This window comes from Pseudaeromonas pectinilytica (assembly GCF_054780855.1).
The window spans coordinates 1-18732 of sequence record NZ_BAAGVN010000078.1; the positions used below are offsets into that span (position 1 = coordinate 1).

At 55.8% G+C, this 18732-nt stretch carries 13 protein-coding genes, 7 tRNA genes and 1 pseudogene; 15 read left to right on the plus strand and 6 right to left on the minus strand.

Annotated features, from left to right (window positions below):
• Window positions 1–62 precede the first annotated feature (62 nt).
• Window positions 63–959: a tyrosine-type recombinase/integrase gene (locus ACYVG7_RS05880; RefSeq protein ID WP_460882295.1), complete on the minus strand. Its 897-nt coding sequence runs from the start codon at window positions 957–959 to the stop codon at window positions 63–65.
• A 422-nt stretch (window positions 960–1381) separates the two neighbouring features.
• Window positions 1382–2857, minus strand: a complete 1476-nt coding sequence (locus tag ACYVG7_RS05885; protein WP_460882296.1) for an MFS transporter — start codon at window positions 2855–2857, stop codon at window positions 1382–1384.
• A gap of 147 nt (window positions 2858–3004) precedes the next feature.
• On the opposite strand from ACYVG7_RS05885, the gene ACYVG7_RS05890 reads away from it, so the two are divergent.
• From ACYVG7_RS05890 to ACYVG7_RS05925, 8 genes are all read left to right on the plus strand, one after another.
• Window positions 3005–3943, plus strand: coding sequence for a LysR family transcriptional regulator (locus ACYVG7_RS05890; protein ID WP_460882297.1), 939 nt, complete (start codon window positions 3005–3007; stop codon window positions 3941–3943).
• 256 nt (window positions 3944–4199) lie between these two features.
• Window positions 4200–4276, plus strand: a tRNA-Met gene (locus ACYVG7_RS05895).
• 4 nt (window positions 4277–4280) lie between these two features.
• Window positions 4281–4355, plus strand: a tRNA-Gln gene (locus tag ACYVG7_RS05900).
• A 154-nt stretch (window positions 4356–4509) separates the two neighbouring features.
• Window positions 4510–4584 (plus strand) — tRNA-Gln (locus ACYVG7_RS05905).
• Between the two features lie 54 nt (window positions 4585–4638).
• Window positions 4639–4713, plus strand: a tRNA-Gln gene (locus tag ACYVG7_RS05910).
• Between the two features lie 56 nt (window positions 4714–4769).
• Window positions 4770–4846, plus strand: a tRNA-Met gene (locus ACYVG7_RS05915).
• A 5-nt stretch (window positions 4847–4851) separates the two neighbouring features.
• A tRNA-Gln gene (locus ACYVG7_RS05920) sits at window positions 4852–4926 on the plus strand.
• A 105-nt stretch (window positions 4927–5031) separates the two neighbouring features.
• A tRNA-Met gene (locus tag ACYVG7_RS05925) sits at window positions 5032–5108 on the plus strand.
• A 150-nt stretch (window positions 5109–5258) separates the two neighbouring features.
• On the opposite strand, the gene ACYVG7_RS05930 is transcribed toward ACYVG7_RS05925, so the two are convergent.
• The gene (locus ACYVG7_RS05930; RefSeq protein WP_460882307.1) at window positions 5259–6431 is read right to left on the minus strand and encodes an FAD-dependent monooxygenase; all 1173 of its coding nucleotides are present in this window, start codon (window positions 6429–6431) and stop codon (window positions 5259–5261) included.
• Window positions 6432–6726: 295 nt separating this feature from the next.
• Here ACYVG7_RS05930 and miaB point away from each other — a divergent pair, with 295 nt between their 5' ends.
• The 5 genes from miaB (at window position 6727) to lnt (ending at window position 12341) form a co-directional block, all read left to right on the plus strand.
• Entirely contained in the window at window positions 6727–8157 is a 1431-nt protein-coding gene (miaB, locus tag ACYVG7_RS05935) for a tRNA (N6-isopentenyl adenosine(37)-C2)-methylthiotransferase MiaB (protein ID WP_460882298.1), read from the plus strand.
• Between the two features lie 51 nt (window positions 8158–8208).
• A complete protein-coding gene (locus ACYVG7_RS05940; RefSeq protein ID WP_460882299.1) occupies window positions 8209–9276 on the plus strand; it encodes a PhoH family protein in 1068 nt (355 codons plus the stop codon).
• Complete coding sequence (gene ybeY, locus ACYVG7_RS05945; protein ID WP_460882300.1) at window positions 9273–9737, plus strand: rRNA maturation RNase YbeY; 465 nt, start codon at window positions 9273–9275, stop codon at window positions 9735–9737. The genes ACYVG7_RS05940 and ybeY overlap by 4 nt, the downstream gene beginning before the upstream one ends.
• A 17-nt stretch (window positions 9738–9754) precedes the next feature.
• A complete protein-coding gene (corC, locus tag ACYVG7_RS05950) occupies window positions 9755–10642 on the plus strand; it encodes a CNNM family magnesium/cobalt transport protein CorC (protein ID WP_460882301.1) in 888 nt (295 codons plus the stop codon).
• Between the two features lie 124 nt (window positions 10643–10766).
• Complete coding sequence (gene lnt, locus ACYVG7_RS05955; RefSeq protein WP_460882302.1) at window positions 10767–12341, plus strand: apolipoprotein N-acyltransferase; 1575 nt, start codon at window positions 10767–10769, stop codon at window positions 12339–12341.
• Window positions 12342–12457: 116 nt separating this feature from the next.
• Here lnt and ACYVG7_RS05960 read toward each other — a convergent pair whose 3' ends face one another.
• Window positions 12458–14506: an acyltransferase family protein gene (locus tag ACYVG7_RS05960; RefSeq protein ID WP_460882303.1), complete on the minus strand. Its 2049-nt coding sequence runs from the start codon at window positions 14504–14506 to the stop codon at window positions 12458–12460.
• A gap of 280 nt (window positions 14507–14786) precedes the next feature.
• Between ACYVG7_RS05960 and ACYVG7_RS05965 the strand changes: the two genes are divergently transcribed.
• Both ACYVG7_RS05965 and ACYVG7_RS05970 read left to right on the plus strand, forming a co-directional pair.
• Window positions 14787–15188: a hypothetical protein gene (locus tag ACYVG7_RS05965; RefSeq protein ID WP_460882304.1), complete on the plus strand. Its 402-nt coding sequence runs from the start codon at window positions 14787–14789 to the stop codon at window positions 15186–15188.
• A complete protein-coding gene (locus ACYVG7_RS05970; RefSeq protein WP_460882305.1) occupies window positions 15179–15742 on the plus strand; it encodes a hypothetical protein in 564 nt (187 codons plus the stop codon). Before ACYVG7_RS05965 ends, ACYVG7_RS05970 begins: the two co-directional genes overlap by 10 nt.
• 99 nt (window positions 15743–15841) lie before the next feature.
• Here ACYVG7_RS05970 and ACYVG7_RS05975 read toward each other — a convergent pair.
• Window positions 15842–17293, minus strand: a pseudogene (locus ACYVG7_RS05975) (sensor domain-containing diguanylate cyclase).
• Window positions 17294–17524: 231 nt separating this feature from the next.
• Window positions 17525–18472, minus strand: a complete 948-nt coding sequence (locus ACYVG7_RS05980) for a L,D-transpeptidase family protein (RefSeq protein ID WP_460882306.1) — start codon at window positions 18470–18472, stop codon at window positions 17525–17527.
• Window positions 18473–18732 lie beyond the last annotated feature (260 nt).

The following is an 18732-nucleotide window of genomic DNA, read 5'->3' on the forward strand; positions in this document are numbered from 1 at the left end:
TTTTGGCGATTAAATCAGATCACAAACGAAGCCTTTTTTCTATCTATTTCAATTGGTTGTAGCTAAAGATCCTGTACATGATGAGCGATTACCTCCAAGGCCATGGGGTGCAACGTGATGGTGTGTTCTTTTCCATTCTTCGTATTGCTCGCTGGAATAACCCACTTATTACCGATAATTTGATCCCACGTCAGGCCTATAGCCTCACCCCGGCGAACACCAGTGAGCAAGATCAAACGTAGGCAGTTTGCCTGGGCTGGATGATATCCGCCTTCATCCAGTCCTTTCCAAAAAGCAGCGATCTCTTCACGGCACAACCAGCGCTGACGTGGAGGCGAAGCTTCGGCTCCGATAGTGGAGGGTCTGATGGTTCGAGCAGGATTCAACTCAATGAGCTCGAGATTAACCGCATGGTCCAACATTTGAGCACATATGGTCAGCGCCTTGCGTGCAGCCTGAATACTACGTCCTCTGATCTTGGATAACTGAGCGAAGAGCACAGCACGGGTGATGTTTGTGAGCAACAAGCTGCCAATATCTTTGCTTATATATAGAAGGAAAGCATGGCGGTAGGCTTCAATAGTCGATTCACGAGCAGGCTTGCTTGCCTGCTTCCACGTCAGCCACTCCTCAAAGAAAGCATCAACGGTTGGTATTGTTGAGCGTTTGGCTTTTTCAGTTTTAGCTGCCACGGCAGGATCTTCTCCAATCCTGACCATAGAAACTGCCTTGCTGTGTTCAGCTCGCGCAACAGCCAAACTCATCGCAGGATAACTACCCAAGGCGAATTTCCGAGGCTTTCCATTTATGCGATACCGGTAGAGCCATGTCTTTGAGCGTCCAGCGCTTCGAACCTCGATGCATAAACCGCCTCCTGCACCACTAGCGACAGCAACCACCAGCCTCTGGCCTTCTTCGGCTTTTAAACTGGCAATCTCGCGATCTGTCTTCAGCGCCATAGTTGGCTCCCGAACTGAACTGTGTACCAAAGTGAATATAGCGTACACAACTGCGTACACAAAAAACATGGCTTGGGTGATTTTCACTGATTTCCAATGAGACGACACTGGACTCTATCATTATGTTTTTAAAGGATTTTAATATCGTAAAGATACATGGCGAGACGCTATGAGACTCATAAAAAACCAACTTCCTGTTCAATGTCTAATGATGACTGACTGTTATAAATCAATGAATTATAACAGTAAAATCAAGCAGGTCCCGCGCTGAGTACCAAATTGCGTACCCAGGCTGCAAGGCAAACCATGCAGAAAATTGCGCTCAAAGCCCATCCATTCGTGGATGGGCTTTTTCTTTTGTCAAAATAGATAGCGTATTAAGCCCGCCAGGAGTGGCGGCTCACCCATCAGAGACATGGAGTTTAGTCAGCCCGCGACCATATCTGAGCTGCGGCCGCCAAACTCAGTGCACATAGGATCAGCCCAGTGGCAACGCCGAAGGTGATCCGCATACCCGTTTCGACATCCTCAGGTCGAGCGCTGGAAATATCGGACACGCCCGCGCCCAGCGCAAAGACCATCCCCATCACCGAGGCGCCGGTGATCAACCCAAGATTCCGGGATAACCCCAGCAATCCGGAGCCAACACCACGCTGCTGGCTACTCAGCTGGGTGATGACAGTGGTGTTGTTGGCCGCCTGAAACAGGGCGTAACCCGCAGTCAGTATCATCAGCGGCAAGATATAACCAGCAACCCCCAGCGCGCTAGGCAGCAGGGAGAGAAGTCCGGAACCAGCCGCCATGGCGCTCAACCCAACCCACGTCATCCGATAAGCGCCCAGACGGTCAACTAAGTATCCCGCCGGCGCACCGATCAGGGCGGCCACGATCGGCCCCGATGCCATAGCCAATCCAACCTGAGTCACATCCAACGCCAAGGCTCCGGTCAGATAAAAGGGGCCGACCACCAAGGTGGCCATGACGACCGTGGTCACCAAGGAGCTCATCGCAAAACCGGTCGTCAATACCGGGTTACGAAACATCGAAAGCGTCATCAGGGGTGCGACGGAGCGGGTCTGGGAGCGGATAAATAGCAGCAAACCAAGACCCGCTACCAGCAACAACGCAACATTGAGATCACCGAAGTGGCCAGATCCCAGGGTCATCGCTAACGCGTAGGCGGCCAACGTCAGGGTCAATAACAAGGTACCCAGGATGTCGAAACGCGGTTTTATCCCTGGTGCTGACTGACGATCCGCGGGCAGAAAACGAAAGGCCAGCAGCCAAGCCAGAACTCCCAGAGGGGCATTGACCAGGAAGATCAGCGGCCAGCCACCGAGTTCAATCAAGGCACCTCCGAGCGAAGGCCCCAAGGCCGTACCAATCGCAGAGACAGTACCGATGATCCCCATGGCGCTACCGGTTTTTTCTTGCGGAATACTCTCTCCCACCAGAGCCATGGCCAGCGACATCATCAATGCCGCCCCCAAGCCCTGTATCACCCGCGCGGCAATCAACAACCCAAGCGAAGGTGCCAATGCGCACAGTACAGAGGCAGCGGAGAACAGGGCAATACCGGTCAATAGCATGCGACGACGGCCGAAGAGGTCGCCCAACCGGCCGGCACTGACAATCAGAGTGGTAATGGCCAGCAGGTAGGCAAGAACGATCCACTGAACCTCCGAGAACGATGCCCCGAAGGTCTGGGCCAAGGTAGGCAATCCGACGTTAGCAATACTGGTCCCCAGCGAAGAGAGCAGCGCGGCCAGGGAAAGACTGACCAGCACCCAGATCGCGGCTCTGTCCAGCTGAGCACTTGCGGCAACGCCGGGGACTGTCTCTTGAACACCAGGACCCCCAGCGGTCCCGGTCATAGGTTGATTATTATGACTTGTCATCTCGAAACTCCTATCAGCAACGGTTGCCAGGAGCATAGGCGGACACCTAATCTTGCAGAAGACGCATCACTTGCATTGAATAGCTGCATATAACGCCACATATCAAATCCATGCGGCTTGCTGCCAGAACCACGGATAGGGCCACTCATGACCACTCCCGATTTGAATTTGTTGATCACGCTGAATGTCTTGCTGGATGAGTGCAACGTCGCTCGTGCCGCCAACCAACTTAATTTGAGTCCATCCGCCATGAGCCGGGCGCTCGCCCGCTTGCGCGAAACCATGGCGGATCCGCTGTTGGTACGCGCAGAACGCGGACTAGTCCCCACGCCGAGGGCACTTGAGATCAGAGAAGAGGTTGCCAGGTTGGCCCAAGGCGTTACCGCCGTCCTGAGACCAGCCCAACCCGCTGACATGAAGCATGTGGAGCGCACCTTTACCCTGCGCACCAGTGACGGCTTTATCGAAAATTTCGGACCGGAACTGGTGGAACAACTCGCCCGAGAGGCCCCCGGTATTCGCCTGCGCTTGCTGCAGAAAACAACCAAAGATAGCCAAGCTCTACGTCATGGAACTGTCGATCTGGAAACCGGAGTGGTCGGGAGTGAAACGGGCCCGGAAGTACGGACGCGGGTGCTGTTTCATGATCGTTTCATCGGTGTCGTACGCCAAGGACATCCCTTGAGTCAGGGCATCATCACCGCAGACCGTTACGCCGCCTTCCGACACGTACGGGTATCTCGCCGCGGTGTTGGTAAGGGGCAAATCGATGAGGAGCTTCAATCCTTGGGATTAGAGAGAAACATAGTGATAACAGTGGATGGCTTTGCCGCCGCGCTAGCTCTGAGCCGAGCCACCGATTTGGTCTCTGCGGTTCCAGAGCGTCATACTGAAAACTTAAGAAACGGCTTGTTCAGTTTTGAGCTCCCCTTCCCAGCACCAGAGGTTAACGTATCGATGCTCTGGCATCCACGGATGGATGGGGATGAGGTACATCGCTGGTTACGTGAGCAAATTCTGAGCCTCTGTCGATGCAAGGACCGCCCATCGGCTGAAGCATCAGAGATGACTCGCCCTACAGGTTAAGAGTGAGACCGCGCCCACGCCACATCTCACCATGCTGGCGGATGCGGCCTTCAAGGCTTCGGCCGCTGACAACACATGGCAAATGTGATGCAGATTCAGCCGCTTGCCGCTGATTGATTACTCATCCGGACGGTGAGCGGCCATTTCTTCGCCAAGCAGACAAAGGCAGGGGAAAAAGGGGTTGACGCCTCAGGGTCAGATCCGCATAATTCGCCCGCACAGTTGAACAGGGTACTGTTGAACGGTGAAGAGTGTTGGCTATGTAGCTCAGTTGGTTAGAGCATCGCACTCATAATGCGGGGGTCACAGGTTCGAATCCCGTCATAGCCACCATCATTGGGGTGTCGCCAAGCGGTAAGGCAGCGGGTTTTGATCTCGCCATACCTAGGTTCGAATCCTAGCACCCCAGCCATCTTTAGATGAATGACTGTAAGTTGGTTTTGATCTCGACATTATGCCTAGGTTCAAATCTCAGCACCCCAGCCATTTTCTATATCGTCTTGATTGTTGACGGATGGTTCGCTGGTCACCAGCATTTCTTCATATTGTGCAGCAGAATTCTTGATTGGGGTGTCGCCAAGCGGTAAGGCAGCGGGTTTTGATCTCGCCATACCTAGGTTCGAATCCTAGCACCCCAGCCATCTTCTATTTTTCGATTTAGAAGTTGGTCGTTCAAGGTAGATTCTGTTCCCGGATGGGGTGTCGCCAAGCGGTAAGGCAGCGGGTTTTGATCTCGCCATACCTAGGTTCGAATCCTAGCACCCCAGCCATATTGTTATGTACTACCATGTTTTCCTGCAGTATCAGTTAGTAAACGCTTCAAAATGGCTATGTAGCTCAGTTGGTTAGAGCATCGCACTCATAATGCGGGGGTCACAGGTTCGAATCCCGTCATAGCCACCATCCACTGGGGTGTCGCCAAGCGGTAAGGCAGCGGGTTTTGATCTCGCCATACCTAGGTTCGAATCCTAGCACCCCAGCCATATTTTTAGATAAATGACTGAGAAGTTGGTTTTGATCTCGGCAATATGCCTAGGTTCAAATCACAGCACACCAGTCATACAGCTCCACATGTAAAAAATCAAAATGGCTATGTAGCTCAGTTGGTTAGAGCATCGCACTCATAATGCGGGGGTCACAGGTTCGAATCCCGTCATAGCCACCATTCTCCCCTCTTATTTTCATCTCTCCGCGTGTATTTGTTTTGTTTTCCCCCTGTTCGTCACTCCAATATCGGCAAAGCCAGATAACGGGATCAATTTGCGCGTTGTTTCAGCATGAGCCTTATCCTTGCTCATGCTAAAAAATGCTGCACTTACGCCAGCCCTAGCGCATAGCGCAGCGCCAGGCGCTTGAGTGGACCGCCATGTTCAGCCAGCAGCAACCCCATATTACGCAGCAGGCGCAAAGGGGGCAGATCATTACTGAATGTCAGGTAAAAACCGTCCATCGCCGTTTGCATCAGCAGATTGTCGCGGCAACGCTGACGCTCATAACCCCGTAACAGCGCGGGTTCATCCCAGGCATTACCGGCTTGTCGGCTGTTGACCAGCAATTCGCACAGGGTGATAACGTCCTTGAAACCCAGGTTCACGCCCTGCCCTGCCAGCGGATGTATGGTGTGAGCCGCATCGCCCAGTAGCACCACCCGACCATTGACGTAGCGTTGGGCATGACGGCGGGTCAGCCCAAAACTCCCGGCGGCGGTCACTGAAAACTCCGGCAAACGCTCGGGAAACTCGCGCCGCACCTGCTCGGCGAGCTGGGGTAATGGCAGAGCCTGCAGCTCTCGTACCCGCTCCGGGGTGTCATACCACACGAGTGAGCCATGACTTCCAGCCAACGGCAAAAAGGCCCGGGGGCCGCGCGGAGTAAATTGTTGCCAGGTAATATCCTGCTGCTCGCCGGCAATATCCACATTGATGAGCAAGCAGGCTTGGCGATAGTCCCAGCTGGTGACGCCTATCTGCGCCAACTCCCGAGTCCGCGACTGAGCACCATCGGCGCCCAGCAGCAGGCGGCTGGAGATCTGGCGACCATCGCTCAGCGTGCACCGGATCCCATCCGCACCTTGCTCCAAGGCAGAGAGTTGGGCTCCACCCAGGATCGTGACATTCGGTAACCCCTGCAACTGCTGCCACAACGCCAGTTGTAACACCCGGTTTTCCACTATGTAGCCCAGCTCGGAAACCCCTAACTGCTCGGCGGCAAAGCGCGTAGCCATCCCCTCCAACTCCCAGGTTTCCAGCCGCCGATAGGGGCAGGCGCGCATCGCCAACGCCGACTCCCAGGCGCTGCAGGTTTGTAGCAAGCGGATAGAGGCTGGACTGATCGCCGAGACCCGCAGATCCATGGGCTGGTCCGGGTCGAACCGTTGCGGTGCTTGCACCTCGACCAGCACCACAGTGAAGCCGGACTGCGCCAGGCGACAGGCCGCCGCAGCGCCCACCATACCGCCGCCAATCAGGGTCACATCGGCATTCAACAGCGCAGGAATAGGGGTAACCTGAGATTCCATCAATCAGCTCCAGCGTCTGCCATCCGGCAGTGGCGCAACAACAGGGTTATGGGCAAGGGGCCATTGTATCCTAGCTCGCGATGCGGGTGATGAAGCCCGCTGAAAAATGCACGCAATATGGACCAATACCCTTACAAAATGCGGGTTGGATAGAAACTAGTCTCCACCGAAGTAAGGGGGTAGAATACGCGGTCCTTCGGGTAGCGAATGGCTGAGTCCCTTCCTGCCTCCACTGAATATTTGGTTAAGCGCGCAAAGAATCTCCATGAGCAAAAAACTGCATATCAAAACCTGGGGCTGCCAGATGAACGAGTACGACTCGTCCAAGATGGCCGACTTGTTAGGAGCCTCTCAAGGCTACGAAGCAACTGAACTGGCTGATGAAGCGGACGTTCTGGTGCTCAACACCTGCTCTATCCGGGAAAAAGCCCAGGAGAAGTTGTTCCATCAACTGGGGCGCTGGAAGGAGTTGAAAAAGCTCAATCCCAATCTGGTGATTGCTGTGGGTGGCTGTGTCGCTTCACAAGAAGGGGATGCGATCCGCACCCGCGCACCGCAAGTCGATATCGTCTTCGGCCCGCAGACCCTGCACCGTCTGCCGGAGATGATCAAACAGGTCCAAACCGGTCATGGTGCCCAGGTCGATGTCTCCTTCCCGGAAATCGAGAAGTTTGACTCCCTGCCCGAACCGCGCGCGGATGGCCCGACGGCTTATGTCTCCATCATGGAAGGTTGTTCCAAGTACTGCACCTATTGCGTCGTGCCCTATACCCGGGGCGAAGAGGTGAGTCGCCCGCTGGATGATGTGCTGTTCGAGATCGCCCAACTGGCCGAGCAAGGGGTGCGGGAAGTCAATCTGCTGGGACAAAACGTCAACGCCTATCGCGGACCGACCCACGACGGTGAACTCTGTACCTTTGCCCAATTGTTGCGCCTAGTCGCCGCCATTGATGGCATCGACCGCATCCGCTACACCACCAGCCACCCGATCGAATTTACCGATGACATCATCGAGGTCTACACCGATACCCCCGAGTTGGTCAGCTTCCTGCACCTGCCGGTACAGAGCGGTTCGGACCGTATCCTGACCATGATGAAACGGCCGCACACGGCGCTGGAGTACAAATCCAAGATCCGCAAACTGCGTGCCGCGCGTCCGGATATCACCATCAGCTCCGACTTTATCGTCGGTTTCCCCGGTGAGACCGATGACGACTTCGCCCGGACCATGAAGCTCATCGACGATATCAAGTTCGATATGAGCTTCAGCTTCATCTTCAGTCCGCGCCCGGGTACACCAGCCGCCGACATGCCGGATGACACCCCGATGGAGGTGAAGAAGGAGCGCCTGTATCACCTGCAGCAGGTGATCAACAACCAGGCCATGCAGTACAGTCGCGAGATGTTCGGTACCATCCAGCGCATTCTGGTGGAAGGCCCATCCAAGAACGATCTGATGGAGTTGCGCGGCCGCACCGAAAATAGCCGAGTGGTTAATTTCGAGGGCGACGCCCGCCTGATTGGCCAGTTTGTCGATGTGGAGATCACCGAAGTGTTCCCCCATTCCTTGCGTGGCAAGCTGGTGCGCACCGAAGCAGATATGGATTTACGCCACAGCATCCGGCCCAGCGAAATCCTCGCCCGCCGCCCGGATGGCGTAGCCGACGAGTTGGGTGTTGCCACCTTCCGCCCCTGATCCTGGCGGGGGCTCCTGGCCCCCGTTTTTCTAATTGCCCGAGAGGATACCTTGAGCCGTCATATCACCACCCTGGATCTGCACCTGGAACCCGCGGACGCCCAGCATCTGGCCAGCCTGTGCGGGCCGTTCGATGACAACATCAAGCAGATCGAACGCCGCCTCGGCGTCGAAATCATCTATCGCAACCATCACTTTCAGGTGGTGGGTAAAGCACTGCAAGCCGAGGCCGTGATCGAACTGCTCAAGCGTCTGTATGTCGAAACCCAGCCGGTACGCGGCCAGAAACTGATCGACCTGACGCCGGATCAGGTCCATCTGGCGATTACCGAATGCCATCTGCTGGAGCAGGATGATGACGCCCATCCAGAAGCCGCCGACAGCATCCCTTATGGCAAGGAAATCAACATCAAGACCAAGCGTGGCATGGTCAAGCCGCGGACCCCGAATCAGGCCCAATACATCGCCAACGTGGTGACCCATGACATCACCTTCGGCATTGGTCCGGCCGGGACCGGCAAGACCTACCTCGCCGTTGCCGCTGCCGTTGATGCGCTGGAGCGTCAGGAAGTCCGTCGCATCCTGCTGACACGCCCCGCCGTCGAGGCCGGTGAGAAGCTCGGCTTCCTGCCTGGCGATCTATCGCAGAAAGTGGATCCTTATTTGCGTCCTCTGTATGACGCCCTGTTCGAGATGCTGGGGTTCGAGCGGGTCGAGAAACTCATCGAGCGCCAGATCATCGAGATAGCACCGCTGGCCTATATGCGCGGCCGCACCCTGAACGATGCCTTTATCATCCTCGATGAGGGGCAGAATACCTCGGTCGAGCAGATGAAGATGTTCCTGACCCGGATAGGCTTCAACTCCAAGGCCGTGGTCACCGGTGATATCACCCAGATCGACTTACCCCGCCATCAGAAATCCGGCCTGCGTCATGCTATCGAGGTACTGAGCCAGGTCGATGGGCTTTCCTTTAACTTCTTCCAGGCCGAGGACGTGGTCCGCCACCCGGTCGTGGCGCGCATCGTCAAGGCCTATGAGTCCTTTGAAGAGCAGCAGCGACGGCAGGAAGCCGAGCGGCAAAAACCACCGCAAGCCAACCCGGAGTCTTCGTCATGAGCGTGATCCTCGATTTGCAGTTAGCCTGCGACAACCAGACAGGCCTGCCGGCCGAAAGCGACTTCCAGCGTTGGCTGGATGCGGCTGTATTGCCGTTTCAGGAAGAGGCGGAAGTCACCATCCGTCTGGTGGATGAAGCCGAGAGCAATCAGCTGAATCTGACCTACCGCGGCAAGGACAAACCGACCAATGTGCTCTCCTTTCCCTTCGAGTGCCCTCCCGGAGTTGAACTTCCCTTGCTCGGCGATCTCATCATCTGCCACCAGGTGGTTGAGCAGGAAGCGCAGGAGCAGGGTAAGCCTTTATTGGCACACTGGGCTCATATGGTTGTGCACGGTAGCTTGCATTTGTTAGGGTATGACCATATTGAAGATGAAGAAGCCGAAGAGATGGAGGCCCTGGAAGTGGAATTCATGCAAACGCTCGGTTTCGACAACCCCTATCAAGATGATGAGATCTAAGGACCAATCCACACACCATGAGTGACGAACCGAGTCAGTCCCCGAGCCAGACACCCCGCAAAAATTGGCTGGATCGCCTGAGCCACCTGTTTCAGGGCGAACCCAAGGATCGCCATGAGCTCGTCGGCATGATCCAGGATGCCGAAGAGCGCGACGTCATCGACGAAGAGACCAAGGAGATGATCGAGGGTGTGCTCGAAATCGCCGAGCTGCGGGTGCGCGATATCATGATCCCGCGCTCGCAGATGGTCACCATCCGCCGTAACCAGGCGGTGGAAACCTTCCTGCCGATCATAATTGAATCGGCTCATTCACGTTTTCCGGTGATCAATGAAGACAAGGACCATGTCGAAGGCATACTACTGGCCAAGGATCTGCTGCAGTTTGCGGTGGGTTTGACCGATGAACCCTTCAGCTTTGACAAGGTGCTGCGTCCAGCCGTAGTGGTCCCGGAAAGCAAGCGCGTCGATCGACTGCTCAAAGAGTTCCAGCAGCAGCGCTACCATATGGCCATTGTGGTCGATGAGTTCGGCGGCGTCTCCGGCCTGGTCACCATCGAGGATATTCTGGAGCTCATCGTCGGCGAGATCGAAGATGAATACGATGCTGGTGGGGATGAACAGGAGCAGATCCGCCGCGTCAGCAAGAGCGTGTTTGCCGTCCATGGCCTGACCCCCATCGAAGAGTTTAACGACTACTTCGATACCACCTTCAGTGATGAGGAGGTCGATACCGTGGGCGGTCTGGTGATGCATGCCTTCGGTCATCTGCCGAAAAAAGGCGAAGCCGTTACCCTGGCAGGTTTTACCTTCAAGGTGGTCCATGCCGATCGACGTCGCTTGTTGCAGTTGCAGGTCAAGATCCCGCAGACCCATGAAGCCGATGGTGAAAACCTCGACGATTGATCCTGCCCCATGATATGGATGACACGGCATCAGCAGTAGACCGCCAGCTCCATCTGGGCTGGCGGTCTGCTTTTAGCAACCAGTCCTGCATCCAACTCTTAACCCATAGGCTCAGAACCTACCCATGATGACCCGACTCTTCGCTTCACGTTCCAACTGGTGTACGTCTCTCTCGTCAGGCTGGACTGGCCTGTTATCCGCGGCACTGGCGGGCGCGCTGGCCACACCGGCCTTCGGCCCCTGGAATATCTGGCCGTTGGCGCTGGTTTCCCTGACGCTGTTACAGCTGCTACTGAGCAACCAGGCTCCCAAACGCGCCGCCAAGCTTGGGTTTGCCTTCGCCTTTGGCCTGAACCTGCCGGGTCTATGGTGGATCCATATCAGCATGACAGTATTCGGCGGCATAGCCCTGCCGGTGGCCTTCCTGATGGTCGCGCTGCTGGCAGCCTATCTGGCGCTGTTCCCCATGGCGGCCTGCTGGCTGTGGGCGCGTCTATTCCCGCAGCGAGATGACAAGTCCGATTGGCTTAGGACCCTACTAGCTTTTCCCGCGCTCTGGTTGCTGAGTGACTGGGCACTAGGTCACGTAATGACGGGCTTCCCCTGGTTGTGGTTCGGTTATAGCCAGATCAATAGCCCGCTGGTCGGTATTGCCCCCTTGCTCGGCGTACAAGGCGTGACCCTGCTGCTACTGCTCAGCAGTGGCGGTATCGCCTTAGCCCTGCGCCAACGCAAGCCTCTCTGGCTACTGCTGCCAGTGGCGGCCTTTGCGTTGGGTGCTGGCCTGCAACCGCTGAGCTGGACCACGCCCGGCAAGCCGCTCAACTTCGCGCTGATGCAAGGCAATATCGCCCAGGAAGCCAAGTGGGAGCCGAAAAACATCCGTCCGACCCTGCTGCGTTATCTGGAGATGAGTCGTTTGAATCAGGATGCCGATGTCATCGTCTGGCCAGAATCAGCCGTACCGGCGCTGGAAAACGAGATGCAGGAGTTCCTGGCCAATGTAGACAGCGCCATGCGCGAGCACAAGACTGGTTTTTTAACCGGCATCCAGTATCTGGATATGAGCGAGCGACGCTTCTATAACGGCGTGATCGGTATGGGGCAGATCGACAATGATGGCCTCCAGAGCTATCAATACGCCCATGGCAATCGCTACTACAAGCAGCATCTGGTACCGATTGGCGAATTCGTGCCCTTTGGCGATCTGTTGCGTCCCATAGCGCCATTCTTCAATCTGCCCATGTCCTCGTTCAGCCGCGGGGCGCCAGAGCAGGAGAATATCCTGGTCCGCGGCCATCGCTTCGCCACCGCGATTTGCTACGAGATGGCCTTCTCCGAGGAGCTAAGACGCAACGTGCATGCCGATACCGACTATCTGCTGACAGTGAGTAACGACACCTGGTTCGGGACCTCCCACGGCCCCTGGCAGCATATGGACATTACCCGCATGCGTGCCATCGAGTTCGGCAAGCCAGTGATCCGCGCCACCAACAGTGGTGTCACCTTGGCCATCGACGCGCACGGCCAACCGATCAAGATGCTGCCCCAATTCGAGCAACAGGTATTGCGGGTCGATGTGGCGCCAGCGTCGGGACAGACCCCCTACAACCGCTTCGGTAGCTGGCCACTGATTACCTGGGTTCTGCTGGCCCTCGGCATTGCCGCTTGGCGGCAGCGCAAGCCGGTTGAGGCTTGATAACCTGATTGCAACACCCAACGAAAAGCCCCTGCTTGCAGGGGCTTTTTCATGACGGCTATCGACCGGCTTACAGAACAGCTCGATTATCCATCCAACCGTTAGCAGTCTAACCACTAGCCGGAAGTTCCGGCCTGCCAGGGAATGGATGCTTGTGCCGATGAAATCAGGGGCAAGGGGCGGGAGTGTGCAGCCAACACTTGTCGGAACAGCGGCACCAGCAGTTTATTGCCATATTCGCTCAGGTGATCCTTGTCGTAGTACAGAGCTCTTCCGTCCCGGGTACCCCAGCAACGATCGCCATCGCACAGATAGGGTAATGGATTGAGGATCGCCACACCGCAACGGCGCACCGCTTCGTCTTGGGCATCCCAGATAAATCGATGCCGGGCATGATACTCCGCCAGCGAGATGGAGACCGACACACTTGGCCGACCCCACATCCGATCCCGAGTTATCCGTTTGGCAACCTCGACCGGCATCTCAGGAATAGGTCGCATCAGGAACACAGGACGAGACTTCGCCAACTGGCAACTACTCTGTACCAGACGTTCTCGGTAGTCGGCCAGAAAAACCGGATCCGGATCTTCGTAGCGGCGCTCAAAGTAGACTACCGGGCCTTGATCCTCAGCTTGCATATCACCCAAGGGGTAGAGTGAACCCCGGTTGATGACCACGACGGGTACCGCCGGAGGTTGCTTTTGTAAATAGTCCTGGGCATGAGCATTGAAACGGGCGCACTGATGACGCTCATCAATCCCGGGGCCGAAACGCTTAGCCTGATTCACACTCGGACAACTGGAATAGGCCAGCAGGGTGAACCCGCGTTGCCGGTCCGCCTGGGCCGCTGTCATGGCACTGCTCAACGCCATGGCATGACTATCCCCCAGCAAGATGGCATCCAGTTTCTCCCCGCCAAAATGGCAAACTGGAAACTGATCGCCACTGCCAGGTAAACACTCTTTACGCCGTGGATTTTCATTCAACTGATCCCGAGCCGCAGCCTCAACCTGCACGTTTACCCGGCCAGTTAATTCCAGTTTACGGATGGCCAGTGCGGGAGCTGCGACCAGAAGTACGCCACTGAGCAACACCCAACCACAACGTCGGGATGGCAGTTGGCCAAGCCACACGCGCCCCGGGGTTTCGACAAATCGATAAGAGAGGGCCCCGAGCAACAGAGTGCCCAGCAGCGCCGCCGCAACGGCTAGGGTGCTGGATTGTAGGTTGCCATAAGCCAGTAGTACCACCAGCGGCCAGTGCCAGAGGTAAATAGAATAGGAACAGCGTCCAAGCCACTGAGCCAGAGGATGACCGAGCAATCTGGAGTCGGTCCGCGCCACCAGCAGCACCAGCATAGTCCCCAGCACCGGCAGTGCGGCCATGCTCCCTGGCCATGGGGTATCCCCGTTGCAACCCGCTATCGCCAGCACTATCAGGCCTAAGCCACCCCATTCACCAAAGCGGCACCACCGATCTGAAAGATGGACCCGGCTGGACAAATACCAGGTCAGTCCACCCGCCACCAGCTCCCAAGCCCGTGAGCCCAGAAGGTAAAAGGCCGACGCAGGCCAATGGGCGGTTGCATAGACAGACCAGAGAAACGAGATGACGGCCAGAAGTGCCAGCCCCCGCACACAACCACGTAGCCCCCACAATCGCCACAACAACAACAAGAGTAACGGCAAGAGCAGATAGAACTGCCACTCCACAGCCAGTGACCAGGTATGCAGTAACCATTTGTCGTGGGAGACGGCATCAAAGTAACCCGCTTCCTTGAGAAACCGCAGATTGGAGATAAACCCCAGGGCACTGGCGGCATGAGTCGCCAGTAAACGGTAATCTGCCGCAGGCAGCCACCACCAGCCCAGAAACAGAAGCACCAGACATAGTACCAGCAAGGCTGGGACTATGCGTCGAGCGCGGGCCAAATAAAACTGTTGCCAGGAGAAGCGTCCCATCTGTAAAGCCGAAAGAATGATCCGGGTCATCAAAAATCCGGAGAGAACGAAGAAGATGTCGACACCAACAAACCCTCCCCCCAGGCCAGGAAACTGAAAGTGAAAAAGCACTACGGCGGCCACAGCAAGAGCCCGCAGCCCATTCAGATCCGCTCGATAGGCGCAGGGATCGGGTGAAGTCAGAATTCGGCACACATCAGACACAGAGTTCTACCTGATTCTAGCTGGCAACAGATCATCGGCCTGTTGGCGTCATAGTTGATGTCAGGAACTTGCGTCCGACAGATGAATTGGAAACCGGATGAAAGCTAACAGAATCAAGGCACCACTGTTGTGCGGTTCTTCTCAGCTGCAAACAAATGTCGAGTTATGTTGGCCTGACGAAGTATTTGGTAATAACAGGTAAAGTCCTGGCGGCTGACGGTGTTTTCGGTCGCTTGAATGACATACTGAAGATCGGCAATTCTCGACAGGATATGCGCACATGTTGCTTTCACCATTGAATGAAGAAGAGCTGGCCTCCTTGCTGCAAAAGCAAGCGTTCGAGCCCGAAGAGAACACTGGCTGGGATCGTCCCCGCTTGCGTTGGATGCTGCTCAGCGCCTTGCTGGCTCTGATGAGCCCGTGCGGTCTCTACCGCTGGTATCAGCAACAGCCACAACTACCCGCCCCCCTATTACTGGAATGGCAGCAAGGAACACCCGTTGTCATCGACAAACCGGAATTGCTGGCTTGCCTGCAACAGTGGGGAAACAACCGCGCCTTGCCCGCCGCCGAACATATTTTGCTGGAACCCTCGGATATGGGTTGGTCCCTGGTATGGATTTCGGCACAGCAGACCTATAACTACCAATGGACTGAGGCTCAGGTACAAGCTTGTCACTGATGCGCCTGCTTCCCTGGATACTGACGATCTTTTCTCTTGGCTGCGCCTTGCTGGTGCTGTGGTTATCCAGCGATGCTCATCTGCAACAGCAACTCACTCACAGAACCTGGGCGTTCGAGCGGGAACAAGAAGTTGCCGAAGAGACCGCCGCTCTGCTGCTGGACCGCAAACTCAATCGCTGGCGCGAACAGGGCGAGTTGTTGTTATTAGCTAACGGTCAGCTGCAATTTGAATCGCGGGTGGTATTCGGCAGTCTCACCGACAAACCCGCACTGCGACTATTGATCCAGGGTCAATGGTTGCTCTCGGAAGGTTTCGTTTCCTTCACCACCTCGAGTATCAGTTTTCTACCGACCAATGCACCAGGCAAACTGCTATTGGCCGAACATGAATCCATGCTCGAGCATCTGGTAAAAAATCGATTCAACCGCATCCGCAAAGTCATGCTGACGGATGAACATACGCTGCTGTTGAGTGAGGACGAGGAAGCACTTTGGGGGCTACAGGAACGCGCAGAAACACCACGGCCAACCCTTGCAAGCACGCTTTGGTAGCGTGCAGTGGTCAGTTCAGCCTTCACTCATATATTAAACATCACCCCAACCGCCAAGACGCTGGGGTGATCTTCGGTTGCTAGCTAACAGCCAGAATACTCATGCCATCACCAAGCGATTCCGCCCCGCGGCTTTGGCACGGTACAGAGCCTGATCGGCGCGATTGAGCAGGACGACGGATCCCTCACTCTGGTATTCAGCCACCCCGCCACTCAAGGTAATCGCAATCGTCTCGCCATTGGCTTGAATATCCAGCGCCGCCACAGCCGCACGGATCTTCTCACCCAGCACACTGGCCGCCAGACCATCGCAATCCGGCAGCAGCACCAGAAACTCCTCGCCCCCCCAGCGGCAGACCACATCGGATTGGCGCACCGTCGCCAGCATGGTTTACGCCACTTTACGGATCACCATGTCGCCCACGTTATGGCCAAAATGGTCATTCACCTGCTTGAATAGATCGATATCAAACAGGATCACCGACACATGTTGCTGCTGACGCCGCGCCTGAGCCACCAAATGCTCAAAGGTGGTTTCAAACACCTGGCGGCTGATCATGCCGGTCAGCTTGTCTGTCGCGGCCATCTGCTCGATACGACGCTGATAGCGCCCCAGGGTCAGGTTGGCAATCACCAGAATACCCAGCGTGACCAGACCGCTCAGCAGCAGGTTACCCCACAGCGTTTGTTGCAGTTTGCCTTCTCCGGCATGGCTGGCCTGTTCGACCATCAGATACCATTTGAACTCGGGAACCAGTCGGCTATTGAGATAAACCTGCTGATCCTGGCGCTCGTACTGGTAGGAGCCGCCGGGGCTGGTCAGGATCTGGGTTGCAAGAGGAGCCAAGGCCGGATCAGCCTGAATCGTTTCCGGGCCCGAGTAGTTTTTCCCGTGCAGCGCCACCCGTCCCTGACGATCGATAAAATAGACACTGCGGCTGTAGCGCTCCTGATACTTCTCGATCAACTCGCGTACCTTGTCGACCGCCAAGCCCACACCCGTCACGCCGATCAGCTTCTTGTTGAAGTCATAAACCCGGTAATTCACGAACACAGTGGTCTTGCTGCGATCCGCAGTATCAGTGTCGATATTGATTTCAAAATCTTCGCCTACCGGCAGATCCCGAACCCGGAAATACCACGCATCCTCGGGGCTCTTGGCACTGACCGTTTTCAGTACACCGCTGGAGTGATAGTAACGTCCGGTCTTTTCCGAGACATAAAAGCTGGTAACAGTGCCAAAACGCTCCTGCAACTCCTTGAGGTAACGCACCATGGGCTGGGCATCAGCCTCATCGCTCAAGGCCCAGTCGCGAAGGAAGGTGTCGTGCGCCATCAGGGAGGAGATAAAAATCGGTCGCAGCAGATCCTGCTGAATTTCGGAATAGATGTTGTCGCTGGTCAAAGGCAGAGTATTGGACTCAATCTGCTCGCTTAATGAATGGTGGGCGACTTGGTAACTGCTCCAGCTGGTCAGGAAAAATGCGGACATCAATACCAGGGTCAGGAGCCAGATAAATTTACGCTTATCACTCCAAAGCGCTTTTGGCATTGCTTCTCTCCTTGCGATCGCGCTGTCGAACCGTATCCCCTTGGCAACAGATGTGGATTGCTGTTGCAACAGAACCTCTTGATTCTACCGCCTTATTTCCATCTCGGCCGACTAGTGTACACATCTGCGGCGAAATGAGACATAGCTGAAAAAACGCGTCGCTGCGGATGTTCTTTCAGCCAGATAAAACAACGGCGCCATCAGGCGCCGTTGAACTATACGAATTAGAACTTACATCTGGGTACTGGCTGTGGTCTGCGGATTCAGACGTACCGGCACACCCGTGCGTTGTTCCAGCGCCTGCTTGACCACCAGGGAATCGGTATCGGCATGGGCAATGAAGCGGGTGACAGCCGTGCTCATCGGCAGCGGTGCGGCGATAGTAGAACTCAACTCTTCGTGAGTCCGGGACAAAGGCTGGTGCACTTCCAGATAGCGACCGCCATCCGGCTCGGCACTGGCCTTCACGGGCTGGTTGACGAATTGAACACGAGTACCGACCGGAACCTGATTGAATAGATATTCGATGTCGTCATTACGCAACCGTACACAGCCGTGACTCACGCGCAGGCCGATCCCGAACGAAGCATTAGTGCCATGAATGGCATACAGATTACCGATATACAGGGCAAACAATCCCATCGGATTCTCAGGCCCCGCCGGTACAACAGCTGGCAGTGGTTCACCCTTGGCGGCGTACTCGGCATGCACCTTGGCAGTTGGAGTCCAAGTCGGATTTGCCTTCTTACGTTGAATCGAAGTCACCCAGTTTTCAGGGGTATCTGTACCCAACTGGCCGATACCGATGGGCAGAACTTCAACGATGTTCTTACCCTTTGGGTAGTAGTACAGGCGCATTTCGGCGACGTTGATGACGATGCCTTCGCGGGGCGCATCCGGCAGAATCAACTGATGCGGGATGATCAGGGTGCTACCCGGCTTAGGCAGATAAGGATCAACCCCGGGATTGGCTTCCAGCATATTGGTCAGACCAATCTGATACTGAGCGGCAATCGCTTCCAACGGCTGAGTGCTATCGGCAGGGACCACATATTCCATGTTGTCACCGATCAAGCGGCTGTTTTTTTCCGGCAAACCGTATTCAACGGCCACCGCGGGCAGGCTGATGAGGGTCGCAGCAGCCATCAGGGCGGCGGCGGAAGAACGAAGGATGTTCATAAAATTCCTGTGAGATGTCCTGAAGACCAAGCAAAATAAGCCACGTCAGGCCGCGGCACGCACTGGCTCTTATCGAGAGCCAACAACAGCTGTCTATACGTCATGACCTGAGCGGGGCATTTTTCCCCGAACCGGGTGAAAATTCAACTTTTCTGTGACATCCCATGCATAAATAGTATATATGGACACCGACCCTGTGCAAGCAAGTGCTGCTCTATTTTTAACAAAGTAGTCACAAACATATATTCGGCTTCATGAGC